21 protein-coding genes and 4 tRNA genes are annotated in these 24460 nt (G+C 43.1%); 21 read left to right on the top strand and 4 right to left on the bottom strand.

All coding sequences use genetic code 11. The features are described from left to right. From asnB to panB, 6 genes are all read left to right on the top strand, one after another. On the top strand, positions 1 to 1866 hold the full coding sequence (gene asnB, locus HOP08_06670) for an asparagine synthase (glutamine-hydrolyzing) (protein ID NOT74593.1): 1866 nt from the start codon (positions 1 to 3) through the stop codon (positions 1864 to 1866). Positions 1867 to 1885: 19 nt separating this feature from the next. Beyond that, positions 1886 to 3076: a glycosyltransferase gene (locus HOP08_06665; GenBank protein ID NOT74592.1), complete on the top strand. Its 1191-nt coding sequence runs from the start codon at positions 1886 to 1888 to the stop codon at positions 3074 to 3076. Between the two features lie 30 nt (positions 3077 to 3106). Then, positions 3107 to 6658, top strand: coding sequence for a PKD domain-containing protein (locus HOP08_06660; protein NOT74591.1), 3552 nt, complete (start codon positions 3107 to 3109; stop codon positions 6656 to 6658). A 95-nt stretch (positions 6659 to 6753) separates the two neighbouring features. Further along, complete coding sequence (locus HOP08_06655; protein ID NOT74590.1) at positions 6754 to 7227, top strand: Lrp/AsnC family transcriptional regulator; 474 nt, start codon at positions 6754 to 6756, stop codon at positions 7225 to 7227. Then, positions 7224 to 7727 (top strand): phosphoribosyltransferase, encoded by a 504-nt coding sequence (locus HOP08_06650; protein NOT74589.1) that lies wholly within the window; start codon positions 7224 to 7226, stop codon positions 7725 to 7727. The genes HOP08_06655 and HOP08_06650 overlap by 4 nt, the downstream gene beginning before the upstream one ends. Positions 7728 to 7740: 13 nt before the next feature. Next, complete coding sequence (panB, locus tag HOP08_06645; protein NOT74588.1) at positions 7741 to 8562, top strand: 3-methyl-2-oxobutanoate hydroxymethyltransferase; 822 nt, start codon at positions 7741 to 7743, stop codon at positions 8560 to 8562. Positions 8563 to 8579: 17 nt separating this feature from the next. Here panB and HOP08_06640 read toward each other — a convergent pair whose 3' ends face one another. Then, the gene (locus tag HOP08_06640) at positions 8580 to 9155 is read right to left on the bottom strand and encodes a CAP domain-containing protein (protein NOT74587.1); all 576 of its coding nucleotides are present in this window, start codon (positions 9153 to 9155) and stop codon (positions 8580 to 8582) included. A 117-nt stretch (positions 9156 to 9272) separates the two neighbouring features. On the opposite strand from HOP08_06640, the gene icd reads away from it, so the two are divergent. Both icd and HOP08_06630 read left to right on the top strand, forming a co-directional pair. Continuing rightward, positions 9273 to 10499, top strand: coding sequence for an NADP-dependent isocitrate dehydrogenase (icd, locus tag HOP08_06635; protein ID NOT74586.1), 1227 nt, complete (start codon positions 9273 to 9275; stop codon positions 10497 to 10499). A gap of 179 nt (positions 10500 to 10678) precedes the next feature. Continuing rightward, complete coding sequence (locus HOP08_06630; protein ID NOT74585.1) at positions 10679 to 14536, top strand: T9SS type A sorting domain-containing protein; 3858 nt, start codon at positions 10679 to 10681, stop codon at positions 14534 to 14536. Positions 14537 to 14604: 68 nt separating this feature from the next. On the opposite strand, the gene HOP08_06625 is transcribed toward HOP08_06630, so the two are convergent. The 3 genes from HOP08_06625 to pdhA form a co-directional block, all read right to left on the bottom strand. Continuing rightward, a complete protein-coding gene (locus tag HOP08_06625) occupies positions 14605 to 15087 on the bottom strand; it encodes a 6,7-dimethyl-8-ribityllumazine synthase (protein ID NOT74584.1) in 483 nt (160 codons plus the stop codon). A gap of 82 nt (positions 15088 to 15169) precedes the next feature. Next, entirely contained in the window at positions 15170 to 15856 is a 687-nt protein-coding gene (locus tag HOP08_06620) for a tetratricopeptide repeat protein (GenBank protein ID NOT74583.1), read from the bottom strand. A 141-nt stretch (positions 15857 to 15997) separates the two neighbouring features. Continuing rightward, on the bottom strand, positions 15998 to 17029 hold the full coding sequence (pdhA, locus tag HOP08_06615; GenBank protein ID NOT74582.1) for a pyruvate dehydrogenase (acetyl-transferring) E1 component subunit alpha: 1032 nt from the start codon (positions 17027 to 17029) through the stop codon (positions 15998 to 16000). 89 nt (positions 17030 to 17118) lie between these two features. On the opposite strand from pdhA, the gene recF reads away from it, so the two are divergent. The 13 genes from recF (at position 17119) to rplL (ending at position 24443) form a co-directional block, all read left to right on the top strand. Next, on the top strand, positions 17119 to 18231 hold the full coding sequence (recF, locus tag HOP08_06610) for a DNA replication and repair protein RecF (protein ID NOT74581.1): 1113 nt from the start codon (positions 17119 to 17121) through the stop codon (positions 18229 to 18231). 20 nt (positions 18232 to 18251) lie between these two features. Further along, the gene (locus tag HOP08_06605) at positions 18252 to 18548 is read left to right on the top strand and encodes a DUF721 domain-containing protein (GenBank protein NOT74580.1); all 297 of its coding nucleotides are present in this window, start codon (positions 18252 to 18254) and stop codon (positions 18546 to 18548) included. Positions 18549 to 19308: 760 nt separating this feature from the next. After that, positions 19309 to 19391, top strand: a tRNA-Tyr gene (locus HOP08_06600). A gap of 166 nt (positions 19392 to 19557) precedes the next feature. Further along, positions 19558 to 19630, top strand: a tRNA-Gly gene (locus HOP08_06595). Between the two features lie 74 nt (positions 19631 to 19704). Beyond that, positions 19705 to 19776 (top strand) — tRNA-Thr (locus HOP08_06590). A gap of 283 nt (positions 19777 to 20059) precedes the next feature. Next, positions 20060 to 21250, top strand: a complete 1191-nt coding sequence (gene tuf, locus HOP08_06585) for an elongation factor Tu (protein ID NOT74579.1) — start codon at positions 20060 to 20062, stop codon at positions 21248 to 21250. Positions 21251 to 21415: 165 nt separating this feature from the next. Then, positions 21416 to 21488: transfer RNA gene (locus tag HOP08_06580), tRNA-Trp, on the top strand. Positions 21489 to 21572: 84 nt separating this feature from the next. Next, positions 21573 to 21764, top strand: a complete 192-nt coding sequence (gene secE, locus HOP08_06575; GenBank protein NOT74578.1) for a preprotein translocase subunit SecE — start codon at positions 21573 to 21575, stop codon at positions 21762 to 21764. 12 nt (positions 21765 to 21776) lie between these two features. Next, positions 21777 to 22337, top strand: a complete 561-nt coding sequence (gene nusG / locus HOP08_06570; GenBank protein ID NOT74577.1) for a transcription termination/antitermination factor NusG — start codon at positions 21777 to 21779, stop codon at positions 22335 to 22337. 7 nt (positions 22338 to 22344) lie between these two features. Next, positions 22345 to 22788, top strand: a complete 444-nt coding sequence (gene rplK, locus HOP08_06565; protein ID NOT74576.1) for a 50S ribosomal protein L11 — start codon at positions 22345 to 22347, stop codon at positions 22786 to 22788. Positions 22789 to 22800: 12 nt separating this feature from the next. Continuing rightward, positions 22801 to 23496, top strand: coding sequence for a 50S ribosomal protein L1 (locus HOP08_06560; protein ID NOT74575.1), 696 nt, complete (start codon positions 22801 to 22803; stop codon positions 23494 to 23496). Between the two features lie 12 nt (positions 23497 to 23508). Further along, positions 23509 to 24036: a 50S ribosomal protein L10 gene (locus tag HOP08_06555; GenBank protein NOT74574.1), complete on the top strand. Its 528-nt coding sequence runs from the start codon at positions 23509 to 23511 to the stop codon at positions 24034 to 24036. A gap of 32 nt (positions 24037 to 24068) precedes the next feature. Beyond that, positions 24069 to 24443: a 50S ribosomal protein L7/L12 gene (gene rplL / locus HOP08_06550; protein NOT74573.1), complete on the top strand. Its 375-nt coding sequence runs from the start codon at positions 24069 to 24071 to the stop codon at positions 24441 to 24443. The last annotated feature ends 17 nt before the right edge of the window (positions 24444 to 24460 follow it).

Below are 24460 nucleotides of genomic sequence, written 5' to 3'. Positions count from 1 at the left end.
ATGTGCGGAATCGCAGGAATATTTTCCAATACGGCTATTGATGCTTCTTCTATTGAGGGCATGGTGAGCACTCTTCGTCAACGTGGCCCTGACGCGGAAGGTACATTCATCAATCCTTCAGCCAATGTTCTACTAGGTCATACACGACTGAGTATTATTGATTTAACTGAACAGGCAAATCAACCATTTTATTCAAGCTCCGGTAGGTATGTGATTGTTTATAATGGAGAGATCTATAACTATAAGCAGCTCCGTGATAAGTTAATACAGGATCATGGCCTGATTTTCAAAACAAATTCTGATACAGAGGTTATAGTCGAAGCATTTGAAATTTACGGAGCCGGAATTGCAAAGTATCTGGATGGCATGTTTTCATTTGCTATCTATGATCATCAGGATCACCAGCTATTCTTGCTTCGTGATAGGATGGGAAAGAAGCCACTCTTCTATTTTAAGTCAGATTCCTTTTTTGCCTTTGCTTCGGAAATTAAAGCATTACTAAAGATTCCCCTGATAGAGAGGTCAGGAACAATTAATCGCTCTTCTATTTCTCACTTCCTCCATCTCGGTTACATTCCTGAGCCTGACACAATATTCAAGTCCATAAATAAATTTCCCGCGGCTAACTTTGGATGGCTAAAGGCTGATAATTCTTTTCAAGTAAATAAATACTGGAATATTACGGGAGAGGAAATTCCCCTTCTTGACATCGACACAGTAAATGCAAAGGCATCCCTCAGGAAAATACTGGATCAGGCAGTAAAGAAAAGATTAGTGGGGGATGTTCCTATTGGATCATTTCTCAGCGGTGGGACCGACTCATCTCTGATCACCGCCCTGGCATCGCGTCAAAGTTCGCAGAAGATGAAAACCTTTTCAATTGGTTTTAAAGATCGAAAGTTTGATGAGGCTGAATATGCCAGACGTGTAGCAAACCATCTTGGCACGGATCACCATGAGTATATCATGGAAGAACGTCGAGCCATGGAGATCTTGCCTGCTTACCTTAACTATTTTGACGAGCCCTTTGCCGATCCTTCAGCAATTCCTATGATGATGGTATCCGAAATGGCCCGCAAGCAAGTGAAGGTGGTGCTTACAGGTGATGGCGGCGACGAATTGTTTCAGGGATATGGAGCGTATCAATGGGCGCACAGACTTGAGCTTCCTTTCTTTAAGAATTTTGGAAGTGTTCTTTCAAGGCTTTTATTCGCTACCTCCAATAGTCGTCTTCAACGTATTTCCCATATTCTGGAGCCTGTTGAGATTGGTTCGATCCGCAGTCACATCTTCTCACAAGAGCAGTACTTTTTTTCTCAACATGAGATACGCGATAAGGTGCTGAAAAATAAGAATGAGTTTGATCCATTTGTTTATTCTGATAGCGCTTTGAGCGGAACAATCTCAACTGCAGAGAAACAGGCACGCTTTGATCTTCAATATTACCTTAAAGATGATTTGCTGGTGAAGGTTGATCGTGCTTCCATGTACCATGGCCTTGAATGCAGAAGCCCTCTGCTTGATAAAATGCTGATCGAATTTGCTCTTGCTCTTCCGGAATCAATGAAAAGAACTGAGGGCGTTTCGAAATGGCTTCTCAAAGAATTGCTGGCAGATTATTTACCCCAGGATTTAATTCATCGTCCCAAATGGGGTTTCAGTGTACCGATGACATCCTGGTTGAGGGGTGACCTTCGTTATCTGATAGATGATTATTTAAACAAGGCTGTGCTTGAAGGGACTGGTTTGTTCGACGCTGATGAAGTGCTATCATTAGTCAGACAATTTGATCAGGGTAAGGATTATCTTTACCAACGTCTGTGGGTAATGATCGTTCTGCAGCGTTGGTTTAAATTGAATACCTGACTCTTCATTCGGCATAATAATGAACGTCCTTTATCTTTCGTATGACGGCATGACAGATCCCCTTGGGCAATCTCAGGTTTTGCCATATTTGAAAGGACTTGCAAAGCGACATTCCATAACCTTGATATCCTTTGAGAAAAAGGAGCGTTCACAAAATCTGGATGCAGTTCTCCAACAAGTAAAAGAATCCAATATCAAATGGCTACCCCTGGAATATCACAGGAAGCCGCCGGTATTCTCTACCCTTAAGGATGTTTATACACTTTGGAGAAAAGTGTTATTACTTCATAAGACCAATCCCTTTCAACTCGTACATTGCAGAAGCTATGTTACTGCCTTGGTAGGTCTCAGACTTAAAAGGAAATTCGGCGTTCCATTTCTCTTTGACATGCGTGGCTTCTGGGCTGATGAAAGAGTAGAGGGAGGATTGTGGAACCTGAGGAATCCTCTTTACAGAATTATTTATAACAAGTTCAAAGCGTGGGAAAAGGAATTTATAAAGCATGCCGACGCAGTCATCACGTTGACTCATGCTGCCCAAAAGGAAATTCTCTCCTGGAATCTTAACAGGAACATTCATATTATTCCATGTTGTGTTGATGAAGATTTGTTCAATCCGGATAAGATTGATCTTCAAAGCAAACAGAAATTGCAAGCCAGCCTTGGTATTGAGCAATCCGATTTCGTTTTATGTTATGTGGGCTCACTGGGCACATGGTATCTGATGGATGAAATGATGGAGTTCTATTCTTCACTCCGCGAAAAATTTGCTTCATCAAAATTTTTGATCCTGACTTCTGAGGCTCCGGACTTTTCCATGTTGGAGTGGAAAAAAGAGATTATCACACGTTCAGTCAGAAGGGAAGAGATGCCGCTTTATTTAAGTCTTTCCAATGCTTCTGTATTTTTTATAAAGCCATCTTTTTCCAAGAAAGGATCTTCAGCAACAAAAATGGCAGAGTTAATGGCGATGAATGTTCCATTTGTTACCAACGATGGATGGGGTGATGTAAGGGAGATATTGTCAAAAGGCAGCGGTGGTCTTTTGGTATCTCAACTTAATAAAGTTGATTATGAAGAGGCGATTCAAACCCTGACCCAACGCTCATTGCCTCCTTCCCGAAGCCTTGTAACAAATTACTTTTCTCTCAGTTACGGTATTCAGCTCTATGGTCAGTTGTATGCGAGTCTGGAAAAGAAGAATTTCTGATCGAACGTCAACTGCTATCTTTACGCTTTCATGAAAAGAAGGAAATTCGGATTCGTAGCATTGATGGTGTGGTTGGTTGGCATTTCGGTCTGCAAATCCGCATATTCTCAGCCCAATGCTGATTTTTCTTCTGATGCAGCAGCCTGCCAGCAACAAAATATCCGCCTTAAAAATCTCTCCACCGGAGCCAATAGCTATGAGTGGGATTTTTGTGCCGATGATGCACTTACTATAAAATCTCAGGATGTTACCGTTACCCTTGGAAGTATGCAGGGAGGATACGGTTTTAAATTACTTCAGGACAATGGCGCATGGTATGGCTTCGCAATCTCCCAGGCCAACCACTCCATCATCCGTCTTGATTATGGAAATTCTCCCATTGGACTACCATCGGTTACCAATCTTGGAAATCCCGGAAGTGTTCTTCAGTTGCCACAGGGCATTGATATTATTAAAGCCGGAACCAACTGGGTTGGGTTTGTAGGATTTAGTAATAATGATGCAGGCTTTGTCAGATTGGATTTTGGAACGTCACTCACCAACACGCCTACCGCTACGAATGTTGGAATGTTCGGCCTCACAGGAAGAATGTGGGATGTCAAGCTTGTCTCTAATAGTTCAGGATATTACCTCACAACAGTAAATCGTGATAACAATTCTTTTGTAAGAATAAGTTTTGGAAGTTCTTTTTTGAATTCTGTTTCAGCAGGCAATGTTTTTGAATCGACTATACCAGCAGCGAATCTTTTACTTGGGCTTGATGTGATACAGATCGGATCTGTTTGGAAAGCAGTTTTAGCTGACTATAGCGGAAACAAGATTACTCAACTTAATCTCGGATCATCACTAAGCAGCACGACATCTACCGTTGAGGGAAATTATACATTTCCAAGTTTTTCAAATCCCTTCCGCATACGTCTGGTCAGAGAAGGAAATTCCTATCGTGCAATGGTAGCAAGCAATGGTGCGCTGGTGACAGTGGTTGACTTGAAAGATATGAATCCTGTTAACACACCCGTACAGATAAGTCATCCAACAATTCCCATCATGATTGGGATTGATGTTATCCGCTGGAGCGGAAAGACAATTCTGAATGGTGTGAGTTTTTATGATCAGAAAGTTAATCGTGTAGTCTTTGAACAGGATTGTGGCGCAAGTGTTCTGTTTGCAACAACTGATACCCCTCCGGATGCGTCATACTCCCAAAGTGGAAGTAAAGTAATTGAATTAAAAGCAATTGATGTTGCTTCTGCTGCCTACTCTGTTAAAGCGATCAGCACAGTAGTTTCGTCTTTGGTATCTCCGGATATTAATTTCACTTCGACCAACAGCTGTGCATTAAACCCCATCAACTTTACATCCATTAATTCATCAGGAGCTATTGCGTCTTATTTATGGAAGTTTGGCGATGCACAAACGGATACTCAACCCAATACATCTCATAGCTATTCTGTCGCAGGAAATTATGTTGTCGATCTCACCATAACAGGCACCAATAGCTGCCAGAATTTTAAGAGTCAGACTTTATCAGTATTCAACCCACCTGTTGCAAACTTTCAACTTCCGTCTGCTTCTCCGGTTTGCACTAACCAGGATTATGTTTTCAACAACACTTCAACATTTGATGCGGCATCCAATCCTCAGTGGGAGTGGAGACTTAATGGGACGCTACTATCGTCTCAGTTAAACTTCAATGCAACCTTTGCTTCAGCATCGGCACAACAGATAAAATTAAAGGTGTTGATTCCCGGATGTGAAAATGAGGTTACGAAGAATATCTCCACTGTTTTGGTAGGCCCTGTTGTGAATTTCTCTGCGGTTGATAATTGCCAGGGTACATCTGTATCTTTTGTGAATCTAAGTTCAGGGGTCGACGCAGGATATCAATGGAATTTTGGTGATGCTTCTACCTCTACTGCGGCAAGTCCATCTCACACCTACGCAACGGCGGCGACATTTCAGGCATCCCTTACCGGAAGCAATGCAGCAGGTTGTCAGAACGTTATTACGAAACCTCTTAAGATCTACACCAAACCTGTTCCTGATTTTTCAATTGGACTTCCTCCATTTTCATGTAATGGAACTTCAACTCCTTTTCAAAACACCACCCCGGCATTGACTGACAGTAACATAACCACATGGGCATGGCAGTTTGGAGACATGAACATCTCCAACCAGCAAAATCCAAATCACACTTATTTGCTTGCCGGAAATTATAACGCCAGTCTCACAGCAACTTCTGATAAGGGCTGTGTGGGCACTTTGACGAAAGGAATCAACATTGCCGCAAGTCCGGTGGCAGATTTTACGGTTGGCCCTGCCTGTCTCAATCAGTCTACAAAATTTACGGACATATCCAGTGGAGGCATTCAGACAAGATCATGGCAGATTGCCTCTTCAATCTTTACGACACCCAACCCAACATATACTTTTAATGCGACTGGAAATTATTCCGCGACATTGACAGTTACCAGTGCAAATGCCTGCAGCAGCTTTAAGACAAAACAGATTTCCATTGCTCCAATACCTAATGTTGATTTCTTAGTCTCGAATGCTTGCGCTAATCACAATGCAGTCTTTACAGATATTACTACGTCTCCCCAGGATGTTGTTGTCGGAACGAACTGGAATTTTGAAGGCAACTCAATTGCGGGAAATCCGGCTTCCTACAATTTTGTCAATTCGGGATCAAACAATGTTAAGTTGACAACCACTCATCTTTCAGGTTGTAAATACACCTTGTCAAGAAACGTATTGATCAATGTAAGTCCTGTTGCAAATTTTACCGCTTCCGCTGATCGTGGATCGGCTCCGTTGATTGTGCAGTTTGCCAACACATCACAGCAGGCAACAAGCTATGTGTGGAAGTTCTATGATAAGGTGACAGCAACCAGCACCCAGGTTTCTCCGGCTTACACTTTCATTTCATTAGGAGACTATTCTGCAGAGCTTACGGCCACCAACACGCTCGGATGTTCGGATGTAAAAACGATCCCAATAAAAGTGTTGGTTCCATCCATTGACCTTTCCATGAGTGACTTTACACTCACCCCTGATCCAACCACTGGAAAATTAAAGGCGATCGTGACGATTGTCAACAACAGCAATATCCCGGTTACGACTGCTGAGGTGTCATTGATATTGGCAGAGAAGGCAGTTGTAAATGAAACATTGGTTGTAAATCTTGTGCCGGGACAATCAGCAACACGAACTCTTTCATTCACGATTTCCCCCAATCAATTTGATTTCTCTTTTCTATGTGCAAGCATCATTTCTGAAAAAGATGTGAGTCAGGAAAACAACAGACGTTGCCTCAATCTTAACAGCAATGACTATTTCTTTAATCCATATCCAAATCCATCTGACGGGATCATTCAGGTAGACTGGGTTTCTGTCACTGCGGGCAAAGCACTCATTACAGTCTTTGACAGCATGGGAAAAACAATTTATGCCAGTGAGACTTTATCTACGGTGGGTCTTAATCAGGCAGTTCTTGATCTTAGTGTTGTGTCAGGTGGATTGTATTATGTCAGGGTGGAGACTTCAGGGTCCAAAAAAACAATGCGTTTTATAAGGCGGTAAGCCGTGTCTTTCTCATATATTATTGTTTGCCAACACATGAAATCTTCTGCCGTTGGAATCAATCACTTTGCTAACTTTAGCAAAAATTCACCCGGATGAAAATTAAGCTCGATGCTATTGACAGGAAAATATTGGAATTGCTTCAGGTTAATTCCAATATCACCAATGCTCAACTTGCTCAGGAAATAGGACTTTCTCCAGCGCCAACGTTAGAGCGGGTCAAAAAACTTGAAACTGCCGGTGTTATCAAAAGCTACCATGCCCTGATTGATACGGCAAGCGTTGGTCTTGGAGTCAGCACATTTGTAATGGTTTCGCTGAAGGCCCAGCATCGTGAAAACATTCTTAAATTTTTGGATGCCATTTCCGCCATTGCAGAGATTGTGGAGTGCCATCATCTCACTGGTCAGGCAGATTTTCTTTTGAAGATCGTCTGCACTGATATCCCCGCTTATCAGAAATTAATGCTTGAGAAAGTTGCCAATATTGAAGTGGTAGACAATCTGCAGTCAATGATAATTTTGTCAACTTTTAAGGATACTAAAATCGTTCCTATTCCAGAGCCATGACATCTGAAAAGAATTTAGTGCTGGAAGATGCGCAGGTTCGTCAGAAGATAAGACGAATGGCATATGAGATCTATGAAAACAATTTTTCAGAGAAAGTAATAGCACTTGCAGGAATTGATGGACAGGGTTATGCACTGGCTCAATTGCTTGAAAAAGAACTTCTCAGCATTTCAAAGTTGAATGTGATCACTTGCAAGGTCACGGTGGATAAAGAATCTCCTCAGAAGAGTGAGGTCACACTCGATATCAGCCTGGATGAATTAAAGAAAAAGACAGTCATTTTGATTGACGATGTTTTGAATACTGGTCGCGTGCTTGCCTATGGGATGAAACCCTTTCTTGCGATTGAAGTAAAGAAAATTGAAGTAGCAGTTCTGGTAAACAGAAGTCATCCGAGGTTCCCAGTTCAACCAAATTATACAGGATACGAATTATCCACCACGCTTGCAGAACATGTTGAAGTGGTTTTGGGAAAGAAGTCTGCGGTTTATCTCCATTAAAAAAAAATCGAACATGTCAGTGCACAAGAAAGCAGAGGTTAAGCGAATAACAACGCATCAACTTCGCGAGATGAAGATCCGTGGTGAAAAGATTGCCATGCTTACGGCATACGATTTCAGCATGGCAAAGATCGTCGACAATGCAGGCATGGACGTAATTCTGGTTGGCGATTCAGCATCCAACGTGATGGCTGGAAATGAAACCACTTTGCCCATCACTCTGGATCAGATGATCTATCACGCAACTTCGGTGGTGAGAGGAGTGAAGCGGGCATTAGTCGTGGTGGACATTCCTTTCGGTCACTATCAGGGGAGTTCAGGTGAGGCATTACGATCCTCCATCCGCATCATGAAGGAGTCCGGAGCACATGCAGTGAAAATGGAAGGTGGAAGTGAGATAAAAGATTCTGTTCTGAGAATTCTCAGCGCCGGTGTTCCTGTAATGGGCCACCTTGGATTAACTCCACAGTCAATTTATAAATTCGGAACGTATACTGTTCGTGCAAAAGAAAAAGATGAGGCCGATAAACTTCTCGAAGACGCAAAGCTTCTTGAAGAGTGCGGATGTTTTGCTTTGGTCGTAGAAAAGATTCCCGCTGATCTTGCAGGCAGGGTAGCGTCATCTGTAAAGATTCCGGTAATTGGAATTGGCGCTGGTCCCGAAGTGGATGGACAGGTATTGGTTTTACAGGATATACTCGGAATCACAAAAGAATTCAAGCCGCGTTTTCTTCGTCGCTATGCCGACCTCGATACAGTCATTACCGGTGCGCTGAATAAGTATGTTGATGATGTGAAGACGAAATCATTCCCAAATCAGGAAGAGAAGTATTGACAATGATGTAATTCAACTCAGTCACATACTTTCATTTTCGATTTGTCTTCGGTCTCACCAAACCACACCACTCCATACTCTCCATAGATTCCGATTCCAACGGCTTTCCATTCAAGCTTGCTCCAGCTTCCGGAGTTGATAAGTAATGGATTATGTCCCTGACTTTTTTTCCAGCCCTCTAATCCTTCTGAGGCTGTTGCGCCTGCTGAACTATAGTATGCAATTTCATAACCAGCTCCCGGGTACTCCGCGATCTCTTTTGGCTTATCCCACATGCAGGATGCCTTTGAGTGATCCGCGGTATAACAGCATGCACTCCAGTTTCCCTTGTCGGACCAGCTGTGTGGATTGCATTCACCGCGATTCTCGTAGTCGTAATTTTTATTGAGATCTCTTACATGCGCCTGAGCTACTTTACTGAGCCGGGCAGAATAGGGGATTGGCTTGAGATTTTTACTCTTCCGGTACTGCATGATAAGGTCGTACAGTTTCTTTTCTTCAACGGTAAGACAAACCTCATCATCTTTCAGAAAAGGCTGTTCTGATGAGAAAGAGAATATGAGCCCTAAGGCCAAAAACGCAAGTATTTTCATAAAAAACTGACTTTCTGATACTAACGATGCTATGTAAAAAATCTTTTTGGATGGCCTTAATTTTCTATCTTCGGCCCTGCAATTCAACGCAACATAACCACTTCAACACGTATAACCATGAGTGAGCAAAAAATCAGCATCAGCAACGGAAAGCTAACAGTTCCAGACTCCCCAGTCATTCCTTTTATTGAAGGTGATGGTACCGGTGTCGATATCTGGCCTGCTTCCAAATTAGTATTTGACTCTGCGGTAGAAAAAGCCTACAAAGGCAAACGCAAAATAGAATGGAAGGAAGTTCTGGCAGGAGAAAAAGCATTTAACAAAACAGGAAACTGGATGCCTGAGGCAACACTCACTGCATTCAAGGAATATCTTGTTGGTATCAAAGGACCGTTGACAACTCCTGTTGGTGGTGGTATTCGCTCATTGAATGTTGCACTGCGTCAGGATCTTGATCTGTATGCCTGCTTGCGTCCTGTTCGTTGGTTCAAAGGTGTTCCTTCTCCTGTGAAAGAACCGCACAAGACTGACATGACGATTTTCCGAGAGAACACTGAAGATATTTATGCAGGAATTGAATTCCAACAAGGCTCTGAAGACAACAAGAAGTTCATGACCTGGTTCAAGGAATCATTCCCTAAGCAATACAAGAAAATCCGTTTCCCGGAAACTTCGGGTATCGGTATCAAACCAGTTTCTAAAGAAGGAACAGAGCGTCTTGTAAGATCAGCGCTTGATTTTGCATTGAAGCACAAGAAGCCAAATCTTACATTGGTTCATAAAGGAAACATCATGAAGTTCACCGAGGGTGGCTTCCGTGATTGGGGATATGAACTTGCAAAACGTGAGTATGGTGCAGTAGATCTTGATGGCGGCCCATGGCAGGTCATCGAAAGAGACGGACATAAATTGATCATCAAGGATTCTATTGCTGATGCTTTCCTTCAGCAGATATTGTTACGTCCTGATGAATATTCTGTTGTGGCAACATTGAATCTTAATGGAGATTATATTTCTGATGCATTGGCAGCGATCGTTGGTGGTATTGGAATCGCACCAGGCGGTAATATCAATTATCAAACGGGCTATGCTATTTTTGAAGCAACTCACGGAACTGCCCCTAAGTATGCAGGCCAGGATAAGGTAAATCCGGGATCAGTAATTCTTTCCGGCGCCATGATGTTTGAATATATGGGCTGGCTTGAAGTTGCCGGGCTTATATATAAGGGTCTTGATGGAGCAATTGCTTCCAAGCGCGTCACATACGATTTCCACCGTCAGATGGAAGGTGCTACTTTGTTGAAGTGCTCCGAATTCGCAAAAGAAGTTGTGAAGAATATGTAATCCATTTAAATTTTTACTTTAAGCCCTGCTATCTCCAATGGCAGGGTTTTTTATTTTATGGGTTCTTGATTCCCAACTTCCCGATTCTCATTGTTCTATAATTAGTAATGAAAATATAATGTCATTATATTTAATTCCGGGATCTATTGTGAGATTTTCGCTGATTATTAACACCGCCTATGAAAAGAATTTTACTATCCATCACGACCGTATGTTGTTTCATTTTACTTTACGCAACCACAGCTTCTGCACAGGTTACGTTAGTTGCTTCACCCTATCAACAAAACTTTAATGCACTGACCGCAGACGGTTTGCCAGCAGGCTGGTCGATCAGATCGGGAGCAACAGCATCTGCTTTGGGAACATCCCCGGCATTTTCAGCTGGAGTTTTGAATTGGAGCAATACGGGTGGAAACTTTAAGAATGTTGCTTCTGCCACAGGCCTTACTACAACCAGCACAGCAACGGATCAGAATAATTCAACTAATCGTGCTTTGGCAGTGCGTCAAACCGGATCTTTTGGTGATCCGGGAGCTGCATTTGTTCTTCAGCTGAGCAATACAACAGGTATTACCAATCTCTCATTATCGTTTAAGATCATGTCACTGGATCCGGGAGCGCTGGGACGTACGACAACGTGGAGAGTTGATTATGGAACGGGTGCCTCTCCATCAACCTTCACCGCAGTAACGACAACACCTGCTGTTGTTTCCACTACGTTATCAGCAGCGACCTGGGGAAGTACAGATGTCACTGTAAACTTTGGAACAGCACTGGATAATATTTCTGATGTGATATGGATAAGATTAGTAGCAATAAATGGTACCACCGGATCTAATTCTCGTCCGTTGACGGGTATCGACGATGTTAATTTAACATTCACCGCCGGTGATCTTTCGGCACCCGCTTTCACGGCCAATTATCCAAAGGCAATAAACCCTACAGCTTCCGGTTTTGATCTTGTGACCAATCTTAATGAAGCAGGCAAAACATATTTTGTTGTTGTAGCGGACGGAGCAAGCGAACCCACACCAGGAAATGTAAAAGCAGGAGAAGATGGCACCGGAGTCGCGGTTGCAGCCGGCTTCAGTGGTATGATCAATGTTGCAGCAGGGTCCACGGATTACACTACAACAGTTTCAAGTCTCGCTGACGGAACAGATTATGATGTTTATGTCATAGCTGAAGATGTTACTCCTAATATTCAGGCCGTCGCAGTACGATTGGATGTAAGAACCAACACGGCGGGTGATCTAACACCTCCGGATTTCTCAGCGAATTATCCTGTCATCAATACCATCACTCCATTTGGTTTTACAATTCGTACCAGTCAGACCGAACAGGGTAAAACATATTTTGCAGTGGTGGGTTCAGCCGATGCTGCACCATCTTCTGCACAAATTAAGGCAGGATTAAATGCTGCCGGCGGCACTCTTTCAACAGGCTTCTTCGGTATGATAAGCGTCCCTGCTACCGGCACTGAGTATTCAACAGTTCTGACAAGTCTTTTACCAGGTACAGCATATTCTGTTTACATCGTTGCTGAAGATAATGTTCCGAATATTCAGGCTAATCCAACAAAAATAGACGCTACCACTGGCGCTCTGTTCACTGAAAATTTTAATACATGCGATGGAACAGCATCATTCACCCAATATAGTTCAACCGGTGACCAGACATGGGCTTGCTCTGATTTTGGAAGAGGCTCAAAAGGTATGCGGATGAATGGTTTCTCAGGAGTTGCAGTTGCAAACGAAGATTGGCTCATATCTCCAAAGGCAACCCTGGGCACCAATGCAGCGCTTTCATTTTATTCACAATTTTCATTTGTTGGAAATGGTCTTCAACTGAAGATATCTACCAATTATTCAGGACAAGGAATTCCTCAGTCAGCAACCTGGACTGATATTAATGGAAGTTTTCCAACTGTTGCCGTGGGATCTACCAGCACAGCTTTGGCAGACTGGACGCTAAGCAATGTAGATCTGTCAGCGTATGCCGGCCAGAATGTTTATATCGCATTTGTTTATACCTCTACCGCCGCCGCTGCTGCACGGTGGTCATTGGATGAGATCAATATCACCAACACCACTTCAACGTATTTGCAGGCTTCACCTTCCGGAATAACATTCTCTGCCAGTGGAATGGTTAAATCCTACACAACCAAAGGTTACAATCTTGCCAGTGGAATTAACATTGTGGCGCCTGCAAACTTTCAGGTTTCAAAAGACAATACTGCATTCAGCTCCTCAATATCTTTTACAGCTTTGGAGGCCAATGCTCAGCAGGTAGTATATGTTAAGTTCATAGCACCGGGTGTTACTCCTGAAACTTTTTCAGGACTCATCACGAATGCATCAGCAGGAGTGGCTACAAGGAATATAATATTGTCTGCAACCGACCGTACGCAAACACTTGATATCGCTACTTATAATCTTGAGTTCTTTGGAACAGACGTCAGAGATGCCAGTAATGTTGAATTCGGTCCAATAGATGATGCACTTCAGATCACTAATGTGAGAACAGTAATGCAGACCATCGGAGCCGATATCTATGCGATTGAGGAAATGTCCGATGATAATGCTCTCAATCAACTGATGACAGACTTGCCGCGTTATAAAAAGATCATTTCACCAAAGTGGTCGTATTCTTTTGATCCTCCTGAAGCAACCTTCCCTCCGCAGAAGATTGGATTTATCTATGATACACTAAATGTTAAGTTGATAAGATCAAGGGTAATGTTCTCGAAGATGCACGATGATATTCGTTTGAATGGCCTTACACTGCCAGGTTATCCCACCACAAGCTCAAGCTTCTGGTCTTCCGGCCGGCTTCCGTTCATGGCAACTTTTGAAGTAAAGTTCAACGGTGTAAAGAAGATTATCCACGTCATTGATATTCACGCTAAGTCAGGATCTGCTGCTGATGACTATGACCGCCGTGCATACGATGTGAAAGTGTTGCGTGATTCTCTCAATGCCCATTATGCCAATGATAATGTGATTCTGTTGGGAGATTTTAATGATGATGTAGACAATTCTATCAAGGTTAGTTCAGAATCTACCTATAAAGTATTTGTTGATGATGTTAACAACTTCAGCACGCTTACCTATGCACTAAGTCAGGCGGGTGGCTTCAGCTTCCCAAGCTCCAGCAGCTTCCTTGATCACATCATCATTTCAAATGAACTAACAGCCTCGTACGTTGCAAACTCAATAGCAGTGGAGGAGCCACGGAATTATATCAGCAGTTATACCACCACCACGTCAGATCACTTGCCGGTTACAGCAAGATTCTTCCTGGTGAAAGCTCCGCAAACAATTACGTTCGCAGCACTTGCAGATAAGAAAGTTGGCGATCCGGTATTTGGCTTGACAGCAACGTCAACTTCGAATCTGCCGGTAGGTTTTGCTCTGACGACAGCTACTGATAAGATCACCATTGCAGCAGGACAGGTGACGATCGTTAAAGCAGGTCGCGTAAGCATCACAGCTTCACAAACAGGAGATGAGGTATTTGCCGCAGCAACAGCCGTTCCGAATAGTTTCTGTATCAAACCTGCCCAACCAACAGTAACTCTTTCCAACACCGGATTAAATCCAGTCCTCACATCCAATGCGGCTGCTGGTAATCAATGGTATTTGAATGGAACGTTAATAGCAGGAGCAACCAATGCTACCCTTACCGTTACACAAGCAGGAACGTATAAAGTTCAGGTGAAAGCGGATGACTGTCTGAGTGCATTCTCAACAGACCTTGCTGTAGTGGTCACAGGTGATCTGTTCACAACTTCAGGATCATTGATCAGAACTTATCCAAATCCGGTTCGTGATATCTTGTTCATCAATGGTTTTGATGAAGATGCCAGCATAGCGACGTCACTTACTGATCTTTTAGGTAAGACCCACGTACTGAATGTTGAAAAAGAATCCGGCAACCTTCAGGCGGATGTAAGACATCTATCAGAAGGAATGTATGTACTGACGATCCGGGAAGGACGCAATCTTCATCAGATCAAGTTTATAAAGAAGTACTAGACTATTCCAATAAAAAAATCCCCGATCGACTTTCGTTGATCGGGGATTTTTATTTTAAGCAATCGGGATTACTTTATATTGTCTTTCAGTTCCAGCATTTTAATTGCTGTCACTGCTGCTTCTTCTCCTTTGTTCCCTAGTTTGCCGCCGGCACGTTCCAATGCCTGAGTTTTATTCAGTGTTGTAAGCACACCAAAGATCACCGGCTTATTGGATGAAAGATTTACAGAGGTAATTCCGTTGGCAACCGCCTGACAGATGTAATCGAAATGCGGAGTGTCTCCCTGAATGACGCATCCAAGACAGATCACTGCGTCAATGTTCTTTACATTCGTCATCCATTGGGCGCCGAGTGTAAGCTCAAAGCTGCCCGGAACATTGTGACGGACGACGTGCTTCTTCTTTGCACCAGCTTCTGTCAATGCTGAGACCGCGCCTTCGTAGAGAGCTTCAGTTATATCTTCATTCCATTCAGCAACAACAATTGCAAATCTCTTATTTGATAAATCGATCTTGCTTTTTCCTGATCCTGATTTAAGAATCCCTGCCATAATGATTTTTGTTTGTGATTGGACTTAACAAAAAAAGGATGGAATTGCTTCCATCCCTTCTAATTTTTTAATCTTCGATCGATTAGCTATTCCCATCCAGTCTTGCCTTGTACTTCTTGGCATTCTGAATCTCACCGCTTTCCCAATACTCATCGATCACACGCTGATATGCCTTGATTGCTTTATCGTTCTGACTTGATTTTTCAAATGCAAGTGCCGCCTTCATCAAATAGGTAGGAGTAAAAGATTTGTTAGGCTTGTAATCGGATGCCTTCATGTAAGAGGTTGCAGCATCTTCATAGTTTTTCAATTCCATGTTTGCATCACCCGCAAGGCTGTAGGCACGTGCCTGAACCAGTTCATCATCTGATTTGAAATCTTCCAGATAGAAAATTGCTAATTGAAATTTACCTTGCTTCAGGCAGATGGCTCCGGCATAAAAATTTGCAAGATTACCAGCGGAAGTCATAGGATAATCATCAATGACCTGCTTGAATCCGAGGTTGTTTCCATCTCCGTCCATTGCAAGATTAAGACTGTCTGCTTCGAAATAACGAACCGCCTGGTACATTTCACTTTGTGCAAGAGTATCCTGGCTTTGGTTCCAGTAACGGTAACCGAAATAGCCTCCGACGATCAGAACAATCACTCCAAGGATGCCGAAAACAATTTTTGGATTCTCTTCAATCCAATGTTCAGCACCTTCAACCTTTGCGGCGATTACCTCTGAATTCTCAAGTATGTCCTTCTTTTCTTCGTTTTTTGCCATGATTCTTTAAAAAATAAACCCCGACCTTAAGTCAGGGCTGCAAAACTAAATATTAGGGGCCATTAAACAAATACTAAAAAGCCGGTGTCTTTTGGCTTAAAACGTAACCCTGCCCGTAATTTGAAGGGTATGGCAGTGATGCTAATCCAGCACAAACGGATAATCTGTCTGCACGTAAATATCAGTCAGGGCTTCCTTTGGATCCGGGTAATTAGACTCCTCGGCAAACTTGACACTCTCCTCTACCTGAGCATGTACTTTGTTATCAATTACTTCAAGCTCCTGTTCTGTAGCATACTTCTTTTCAAGAATCGTTTGTCTGCAATTCTCAACAGGATCACGACCCTTGTATTCATCAACCTCTTCTTTCGTACGATACTTTTGAGGATCAGACATTGAGTGTCCCTTGTATCGGTATGTTCTGAATTCCAATAGCGTTGGACCTTCGCCATCTCTTGCTCGGTCTGCTGCGCGTGCAACAGAAGTATGAACAGCTTCTACACTCATTCCATCTACTGGCTCTGAAGGCATATCATATGCTTCACCCAATGTATACAGATCGGTTACGTTGGAAGTTCTTTTTACGGAAGTTCCCATCGCATAGCCGTTGTTCTCAATCACAAAAATTACGGGAAGCTTCCAGAGCATCGCAAGGTTAAGCGCTTCATGAAAAGCACCCTGACGAACCGCGCCATCACCCATGTAGCAGATGCAAAGATTTTTTGTCTTGTTATACTTTTCCGCAAAGGCAATTCCAGCTCCCAGCGGAACCTGTCCTCCAACAATTCCATGACCTCCAACAAAATTCTTCGACTTGTCAAAGATGTGCATCGATCCGCCTTTGCCTTTTGTTGTTCCTGTTTCCTTGCCATATAATTCTGCCATCACCGCGTTCGGACTGGTACCCAATCCCAGTGGATGTGCGTGATCACGATAGGCGGTAATCCATTTGTCATCTGCTGTCAAAGCAGTAATAGCACCAGCAGCACAAGCTTCCTGTCCAATATATAAATGACAGAATCCTCTGATTTTCTGCATACCATACAACTGGCCCGCTTTATCCTCAAACTTGCGCATGAGATACATCATCTCGTACCAGCGCAGGTAAGTCTCCTTCGAAAATTCAGGTTTATCTTTTGAGCTTTTTGGCTTTGCTTGTGCAGTCGTCGGCATATCAGTTACTTTTGAATCGGACTGCGAAAATAGCCCTGAAAACATCAATTCCCAACAGGGAATTATACACAACCACGTAAACGCGTTTGATGCGACTTGAAAAACTTCATTTGGTAAATTTTAAAAACTACACTGAAGCAAAAGTTGAGTTTAAAGGCAATGTTCATTGTTTTTTGGGCAAAAACGGAAGTGGAAAAACCAACCTTCTGGAGGCTGTTCACTACCTCTCTTTTACAAAAGGGAAATTTCATTCCAGTGACGTCGCCAGCATCCGACACGGTCAGGATCATTTTTTTTTGAAAGGAACTTTTGAGAAAGACAAGAAGCATCCTGAAGTAGCATGTGCGTTTTCAACCGACCAGAAAAAAGTCATGTCGGAAGACGGGAAAGAATACAGTAGGTTCTCTGAGCACATTGGTAAATACCCACTGGTGCTGGTCGCTCCAAATGATATCAGTTTAATTTCTGAAAGTGGAGATAGCAGAAGGAAATTCTTTGACACCCTTCTTTCGCAAACCGATAGAGTTTATCTCGACAATCTTATTATCTACCAGGCGCAATTGCGTCAAAGAAACAGTCTGCTGAAAATGTTTGCAGAGCGAAATGCTGTGGATCGCGATCTGATAGCTTCTTATGATGAGAAGATGGTGGTGTCCGGCAACATCTTGTTTAAAAAGCGGACCGACTTTGTAAAATCGTATCACCCGCTTCTGTCAGCACGTTATGATTTTTTATCACAGCTTCCTGAAAAATCCGGTATCGCTTACCAATCAGATCTGCAGGAAATTAATTTTGAAAATGAACTCACCTCCAACCTGGATCGTGATGTTGCGGCAGGAAGAACAACGGTTGGAATTCATCGCGATGATTTTTTATTCACACTTGCCGGCCATGAATTGAAACGATTCGGATCGCAGGGTCAGCAGAAATCATTTCTCATTGCCCTTAAACTTGCAGAGCTTGATTACCTCGTTGCTAAAAATAACTCGAAGCCGATTCTTTTACTGGATGATATTTTCGATAAGCTTGATGATGACAGAATACATCAGTTGATGAAGCTTGTGACAGGTGGATCTTTTGGTCAGATCTTTATCACCGACGCACGCCCGGGAAGGAGCCTGGAGGTTTTAAAAGAAGCGGGGGTTAAATCCCAGAATTTCAGGGTGGAGGAAGGATCCATCAGTGAAATCCGGAATAAATAATGTCTACCTATCTTTGGTCAATGGCCAGAGATCCTCATAATGCAATTCATATCAGCCAGGCAATTCAGGAGCTCCTGAAGTCAGCTAATCTGAAGCCCAAATTTGATGAGGCCAATGTTGTGGCTTCCTGGGATCGCATTGTTGGTAAAGCCATTGCAAAAAGAACAAAGCGGGTTTACGTAAGAAATAAAGTCCTTTTTGTAGAACTCCAGTCCCCCTCCATGAAACACGAGCTTAGCTATCACAAGAGCCAGATGCTGGAACTCTTTAAAAAAGAGTTTGGAGAAGAAGTCGTTGGTGAGATTGTATTCATGTAAGAATTCAAGAATTGGCGATTAGAACTCACCATTAAAAGGGCATTCCAAGCTCATTTCGGCGGTTTTAATCCTAAGTATAACTTTCCTGGAATGGGAGACTTTTCTGCCATGCTGACATCGTCACTTTTTTCCTGATATCAAATCCTCCAAAAATGGGAAGTCATTTTCCAAGCCTCTAAACCGCGCTTTTCTATGGCTAAACCTACTTTTTCCGGTGTTTCATCTGAGTCTTCCCGATCTCTTATCAGAGTCTTATCGGATAAAAGAGGGGGGTGACCACTGGGTGGCCACTGGGTGACCACTCCTCGGCCACTCTTTTCATTGGGTTTCTTTGAATTGATGCTGGAAACGCTGGTGCACGCTCAAAAAAGTGTGCAACTGAGCAAATTATTAGGTTTTTAACTTTTCAAATTTGCTCTTTTTCTCTGTCCTGACCCCTTAGAAATGTCAAAATGTCCTGATGATGGGGCCTGATAGCCTAATAACTGGTGTGATAAGAACGAAAAAGAAGAAAACTGGTTCATTGGAAGGGTAAAAATTAGTGATTTTATGAGGCCTTTGAATAAAGTGATCGGGGTCGTCTAAATTCTTTTGCTGGCTTGCCTATCACGAAAAAGCCATTAATTTTGCACTCCTGTTTTTGGAAAGGGGATTGAATAGCGGGCAGAAAGAGTTTCCAATCAGGGTGTTCTAAGAAATGATAGTATAGTTTCACACTTGTGTTCGTTGGCTGAGTTAATGAGCGTGTGAAGAATAATTCGGGGAGATACTCAAGCGGCCAACGAGGACAGACTGTAAATCTGTTGACTTATGTCTTCACAGGTTCGAATCCTGTTCTCCCCACTTGTCCGCCATAGCCTTGGCGAAGGCGGACGGAGTTGACTAAGAATTGTTCTCAGTTGATTCTAATAAATGAATTCGCCGTCGCTGAAGCTATGGCGAATACATCCACCTTTGCCAAGGCTATGGTGGATAACTCCACCTTCGCTAAAGCTACGGTGGATAAAAAGCGGGAGTAGCTCAGTTGGTAGAGCGATAGCCTTCCAAGCTATAGGTCGCGAGTTCGAACCTCGTCTCCCGCTCAGAGTTGTTAATGGTTGTTCGTTATTCGTTGTTCGCGCGATCTACGACAACATGAACGAACAACGGTTTAAAAGCTGTTGTAGCTCAGTGGTAGAGCACTTCCTTGGTAAGGAAGAGGTCGTGAGTTCAATCCTCATCAACAGCTCATACCCACCGTAGCTGTTTCAGCGAAGGCGGGCCGAACTGAGAATTGAAGTATAAAAGACTCAAAAGTGAGTTTTTATTGAAAATTTAAATGAAATCGATCGAATGCCGATGGGTAGCGCCATCATGAAAGCATCGAAGATCTCTGGCCACGGGGCAAAAACGAATAACCCTTATTCGAAGGCTTAAAATGTTTGGGGTGTATGCTTCTTAGACGAAGAGGCGTTGGATTGTAACTTATTTAATCAATTATACACTTTAAACTTTAACAGGGATTTTCAAATATGGCAAAGGAAACATTTGATCGTTCGAAACCTCACGTTAACGTGGGTACCATTGGACACGTTGACCACGGTAAGACAACTTTAACAGCCGCAATCACTTCAGTGCTTGCTAAGAAGGGACTAGCATCGATGAGAGATTTCTCGTCTATTGACAATGCTCCTGAAGAGAAAGAACGTGGTATTACTATCAATACATCACACGTTGAATACCAGACAGTAAAACGTCACTATGCTCACGTTGACTGTCCAGGTCACGCTGACTATGTGAAGAACATGGTTACAGGTGCTGCTCAGATGGACGGTGCAATCCTTGTGGTTGCCGCAACTGACGGTCCTATGCCACAGACCCGCGAGCACATTCTTTTGGCTCGTCAGGTAGGTGTACCAGCACTTGTTGTTTTCATGAACAAGGTTGACTTGGTAGATGATGCAGAATTACTTGACCTCGTTGAGATGGAAGTTCGTGAACTTCTTTCTTCATACAATTTCCCTGGCGATACAATGCCAGTGATCAGAGGTTCAGCTCTTGGTGCGTTGAACGGCGAAGCAAAGTGGGTTGAAAAGATCGACGAGCTGATGACGGCTGTTGATGATCATATCCCATTGCCAATTCGTGCAATTGATAAGGATTTCCTGATGCCTGTAGAAGATGTGTTCTCGATCACTGGTCGTGGAACAGTTGCTACTGGTCGTATCGAGCGTGGTGTTATCAAGACTGGTGATCCAGTTCAGATCCTTGGAATGGGTGCTGAAAACCTTACTTCTACTATCACAGGTGTGGAAATGTTCCGCAAGATCCTTGATAGAGGAGAAGCTGGTGACAACGTAGGATTGTTGCTTCGTGGTATTGAAAAAGACCAAATCTGTCGTGGAATGGTTATTTGCAAGCCAGGAACTGTAACTCCACACGCTAAATTCAAGGCTGAAGTTTATGTATTGAGCAAGGAAGAAGGTGGTCGTCACACTCCTTTCTTTAACAAATACCGTCCTCAGTTCTTCTTCCGTACAACGGATGTTACAGGTGAAATCATGCTTCCAACAGGAGTAGAAATGGTTATGCCTGGTGACAACGTATCAATCGAAGTTGAGTTGATCAACAAGATTGCGATGGAAAAAGGTCTTCGTTTCGCGATTCGCGAAGGTGGACGTACTGTAGGCTCTGGTCAGGTAACTGAAATTCTTCCTGATTAAGACCATTATCGCTTAAAGCTTTGCGAGAGGCTTGTAAGTGATTGATAATCAAATCAGAGCGTTTCCCGGAAATTTCCTGGAAACGCTTTTGTTTTGAACCCTTTTGTCCTACCTTTGCAGTCCTTTTGAAAAATTGGGCTACGGGTCGGGTTTCAGAAGGGCCAAACGGGTGTAGCTCAATTGGTAGAGTAGCGGTCTCCAAAACCGTTGGCTGGGAGTTCGAGTCTCTCCAACCGTGCAGCATCCGCCTTTGTTTAGGCTTTGGCGGACAAAAAAATTGGAAAACTGTCTGAAAAGGCAGAAAAAAGAAGTAGAAAGTAACATGGAAAAAGTAAAAAATTACCTGTTAGAATCGATCGACGAGGTCCGCAATAAGGTCACATGGCCGAAATTCAGCGAGCTTCAGAGCAGTGCTATCCTCGTACTGGTAGCTTCATTGATTTTCGCATTGGTGATTTGGGTGATAGACTTAGGTTTTGGCGGCGCTCTCGGCTGGTTTTATAAAGAGTTTTAATCAGCATAAAAAATGGGCGAGCTCAAGTGGTATGTTTTACGCGTGATCAGCGGACAGGAGAAGAAAGTTAAATCTTACCTGGAGACTGAAATTGAGCGCTCTAAGCTTACTGAATCAATTCCTCAGGTGTTGATTCCATCTGAAAAGGTGTACGAGATGAGGAACGGAAAGAAGAAGATGCGTGAGAAGAACTTCTTCCCTGGATATGTTTTGATATCTGCGGATTTAGCTCACCCGGAAGCTCATCACACGGTAACAAACATACCAGGTGTTATTGGTTTCCTGGGAAGTAACACAGCAGGTTCTGCTACCAAGGATCCGGTACCTCTGAGACAATCCGAAGTAAACCGGATTTTAGGTAAGGTGGATGAGGTTGATGAAGTAGGAGAGAAGTTGGAAAGACCTTTCATAAGAGGCGAATCTGTAAAAGTAATGGACGGTCCATTCAGCGGATTTACCGGAAATGTTGAAGAGATTTTTGAAGACAAGAAGAAGTTAAATGTCATGGTAAAGATTTTCGGACGGAACACTCCGGTCGAATTGAGTTACATGCAAGTTGAAAAGATAGACTAATAGTATTATGGCAAAGGAAGCAGTAGGCTATTTGAAGTTGCAGGTTAAGGGAGGCGCGGCTAATCCGGCACCACCTATTGGTCCTGCTCTTGGTAGCAAAGGTTTGAACATCATGGATTTCTGTAAGCAGTTTAACGCTCGCTCACAGGATAAGCCAGGGCAGGTATTACCTGTTTTGATCACTATTTATAACGATAAGTCTTTTGACTTCGTGATCAAGACTCCTCCTGCAGCAATCCTGATCATGGAAGCAACAAAGCTTCAGAAAGGTTCTAAGGAGCCGAACCGCGCTAAAGTTGGTTCTATCTCCTGGGATCAGATCAAGAAGATTGCGGAAATTAAAATGCCTGACCTCAACGCATTTAAAGTTGAGTCGGCTATGAAAATGATTGCAGGTACAGCCCGCAGCATGGGTGTCACCGTAAGTGGTGCTGCTCCGTGGGATAAATAATATTATAAGATCATGGCAAGGATTACAAAAAACAAAAAGGCATTAGAAGGAAAATACAATCCTGAGAAGGAGTATTCTCTTGCAGACGCTGCCAAGCTGGTAAAAGAAATCACATTCACGAAGTTTGATGCTTCTGTAGATGTTGACATCCGTTTGGGAGTAGATCCTAAGAAATCAGATCAGATGGTTCGTGGTGTAGTATCACTTCCTCATGGTCTTGGTAAGGTCGTTCGTGTATTGGTGCTTTGCACACCTGACAAAGTTCAGGAAGCAAAGGATGCTGGTGCTGAATTTGTTGGCCTTGATGAATTTGTAACAAAGATCGAAGGCGGCTGGGCAGATATCGATGTGATCATCTGTACTCCTACCGTTATGGCGAAAGTAGGTAAGTTAGGTAAGGTGTTGGGGCCACGTGGTCTGATGCCAAACCCGAAGTCAGGTACCGTTACCCTTGAAGTTGGAAAAGCAGTGAAAGATGTGAAGGCGGGTAAAGTTGACTTCAAAATTGACAAACAAGGAATCATTCACGCATCCGTTGGTAAGGCTTCCTTCAGCGCGGACAAAATAAAAGACAATGCCGCTGAACTTATTAATATGGTTGCGAAGTTAAAGCCAGCCTCTTCGAAAGGAACGTATTTCCAAAGCATTAGCCTTTCGACGACTATGAGTCCTGGTATAATGGTTGACAGCAGTTCCATCGGGAACTAAAATTTAATAACGATGACCCGCGAAGAAAAAGGACAAATTATTGATGAGTTGGCAGAAAAGATTTCTGCTCACCCTCATTTCTACATTACTGATGCTTCAGGTTTTTCGGTTGAGCAGATCAATGCATTTCGCAGAATCTGCTTTAACAAAGGTGTTGAGTACCGCGTGTACAAAAACACATTGATCCGGAAAGCACTTGAAAAGCAAGAAGGTAACTTCGAGCCCTTGTATGACTCTTTGAAAGGATTCTCTGGTTTGATTTTTTCAAAAGAATCAAGCAATGCTCCTGCAAAAGCCATCAAGGAATATCGGAAAAAGAACGAAGGAAAGCCTGCCTTTAAAGCAGCGTCTATCCAGTCTGACCTGTTTATCGGGGAAGCAAATCTGAATGTGCTCAACGACCTCAAGTCTAAAAATGAGCTCATCGGAGAAATTATTTCAAGCCTTCAGGCTCCGGCCAAGAATGTATTGGGTGCGCTTTTAAGCAGCAAGCAAACAGTGGCTGGTTTATTGAAGACCTTGGAATCAAGAGCAAAATAATTATTGAACAAAAATTTTAAACACTTACAAAAATGGCGGACATCAAAGCACTTGGCGATCAACTGGTAGAATTATCTGTAAAGGATGTAACAGAACTCGCTTCTTATCTTAAAGAAACATATGGTATCGAGCCCGCTGCTGCTGTAGCGGTTGCTGGTCCTGCTGGCGGTGGTGCTGGCGCAGCTGCTGCTGAGAAGACTAACTTCGATGTAGTATTGAAAGCTCCTGGAGCTAACAAACTTCAGATCGTGAAGCTCGTGAAAGAACTTACTGGTCTTGGCTTGAAAGAAGCTAAGGACTTAGTAGACGGAGCTCCTAAAACAATCAAGGAAGGCTTACCTAAAGACGAAGCAGAAAATCTCAAGAAGCAACTCGTTGAGGCTGGCGCCGAAGTTGAGTTGAAGTAACTTTTTGAAAGACGCTG

The organism is Cyclobacteriaceae bacterium (genome assembly GCA_013141055.1).
In the GTDB taxonomy this organism is placed as follows: Bacteria; Bacteroidota; Bacteroidia; order Cytophagales; family Cyclobacteriaceae; genus ELB16-189.
This window is presented reverse-complemented; position numbering and strand designations above follow the sequence as displayed.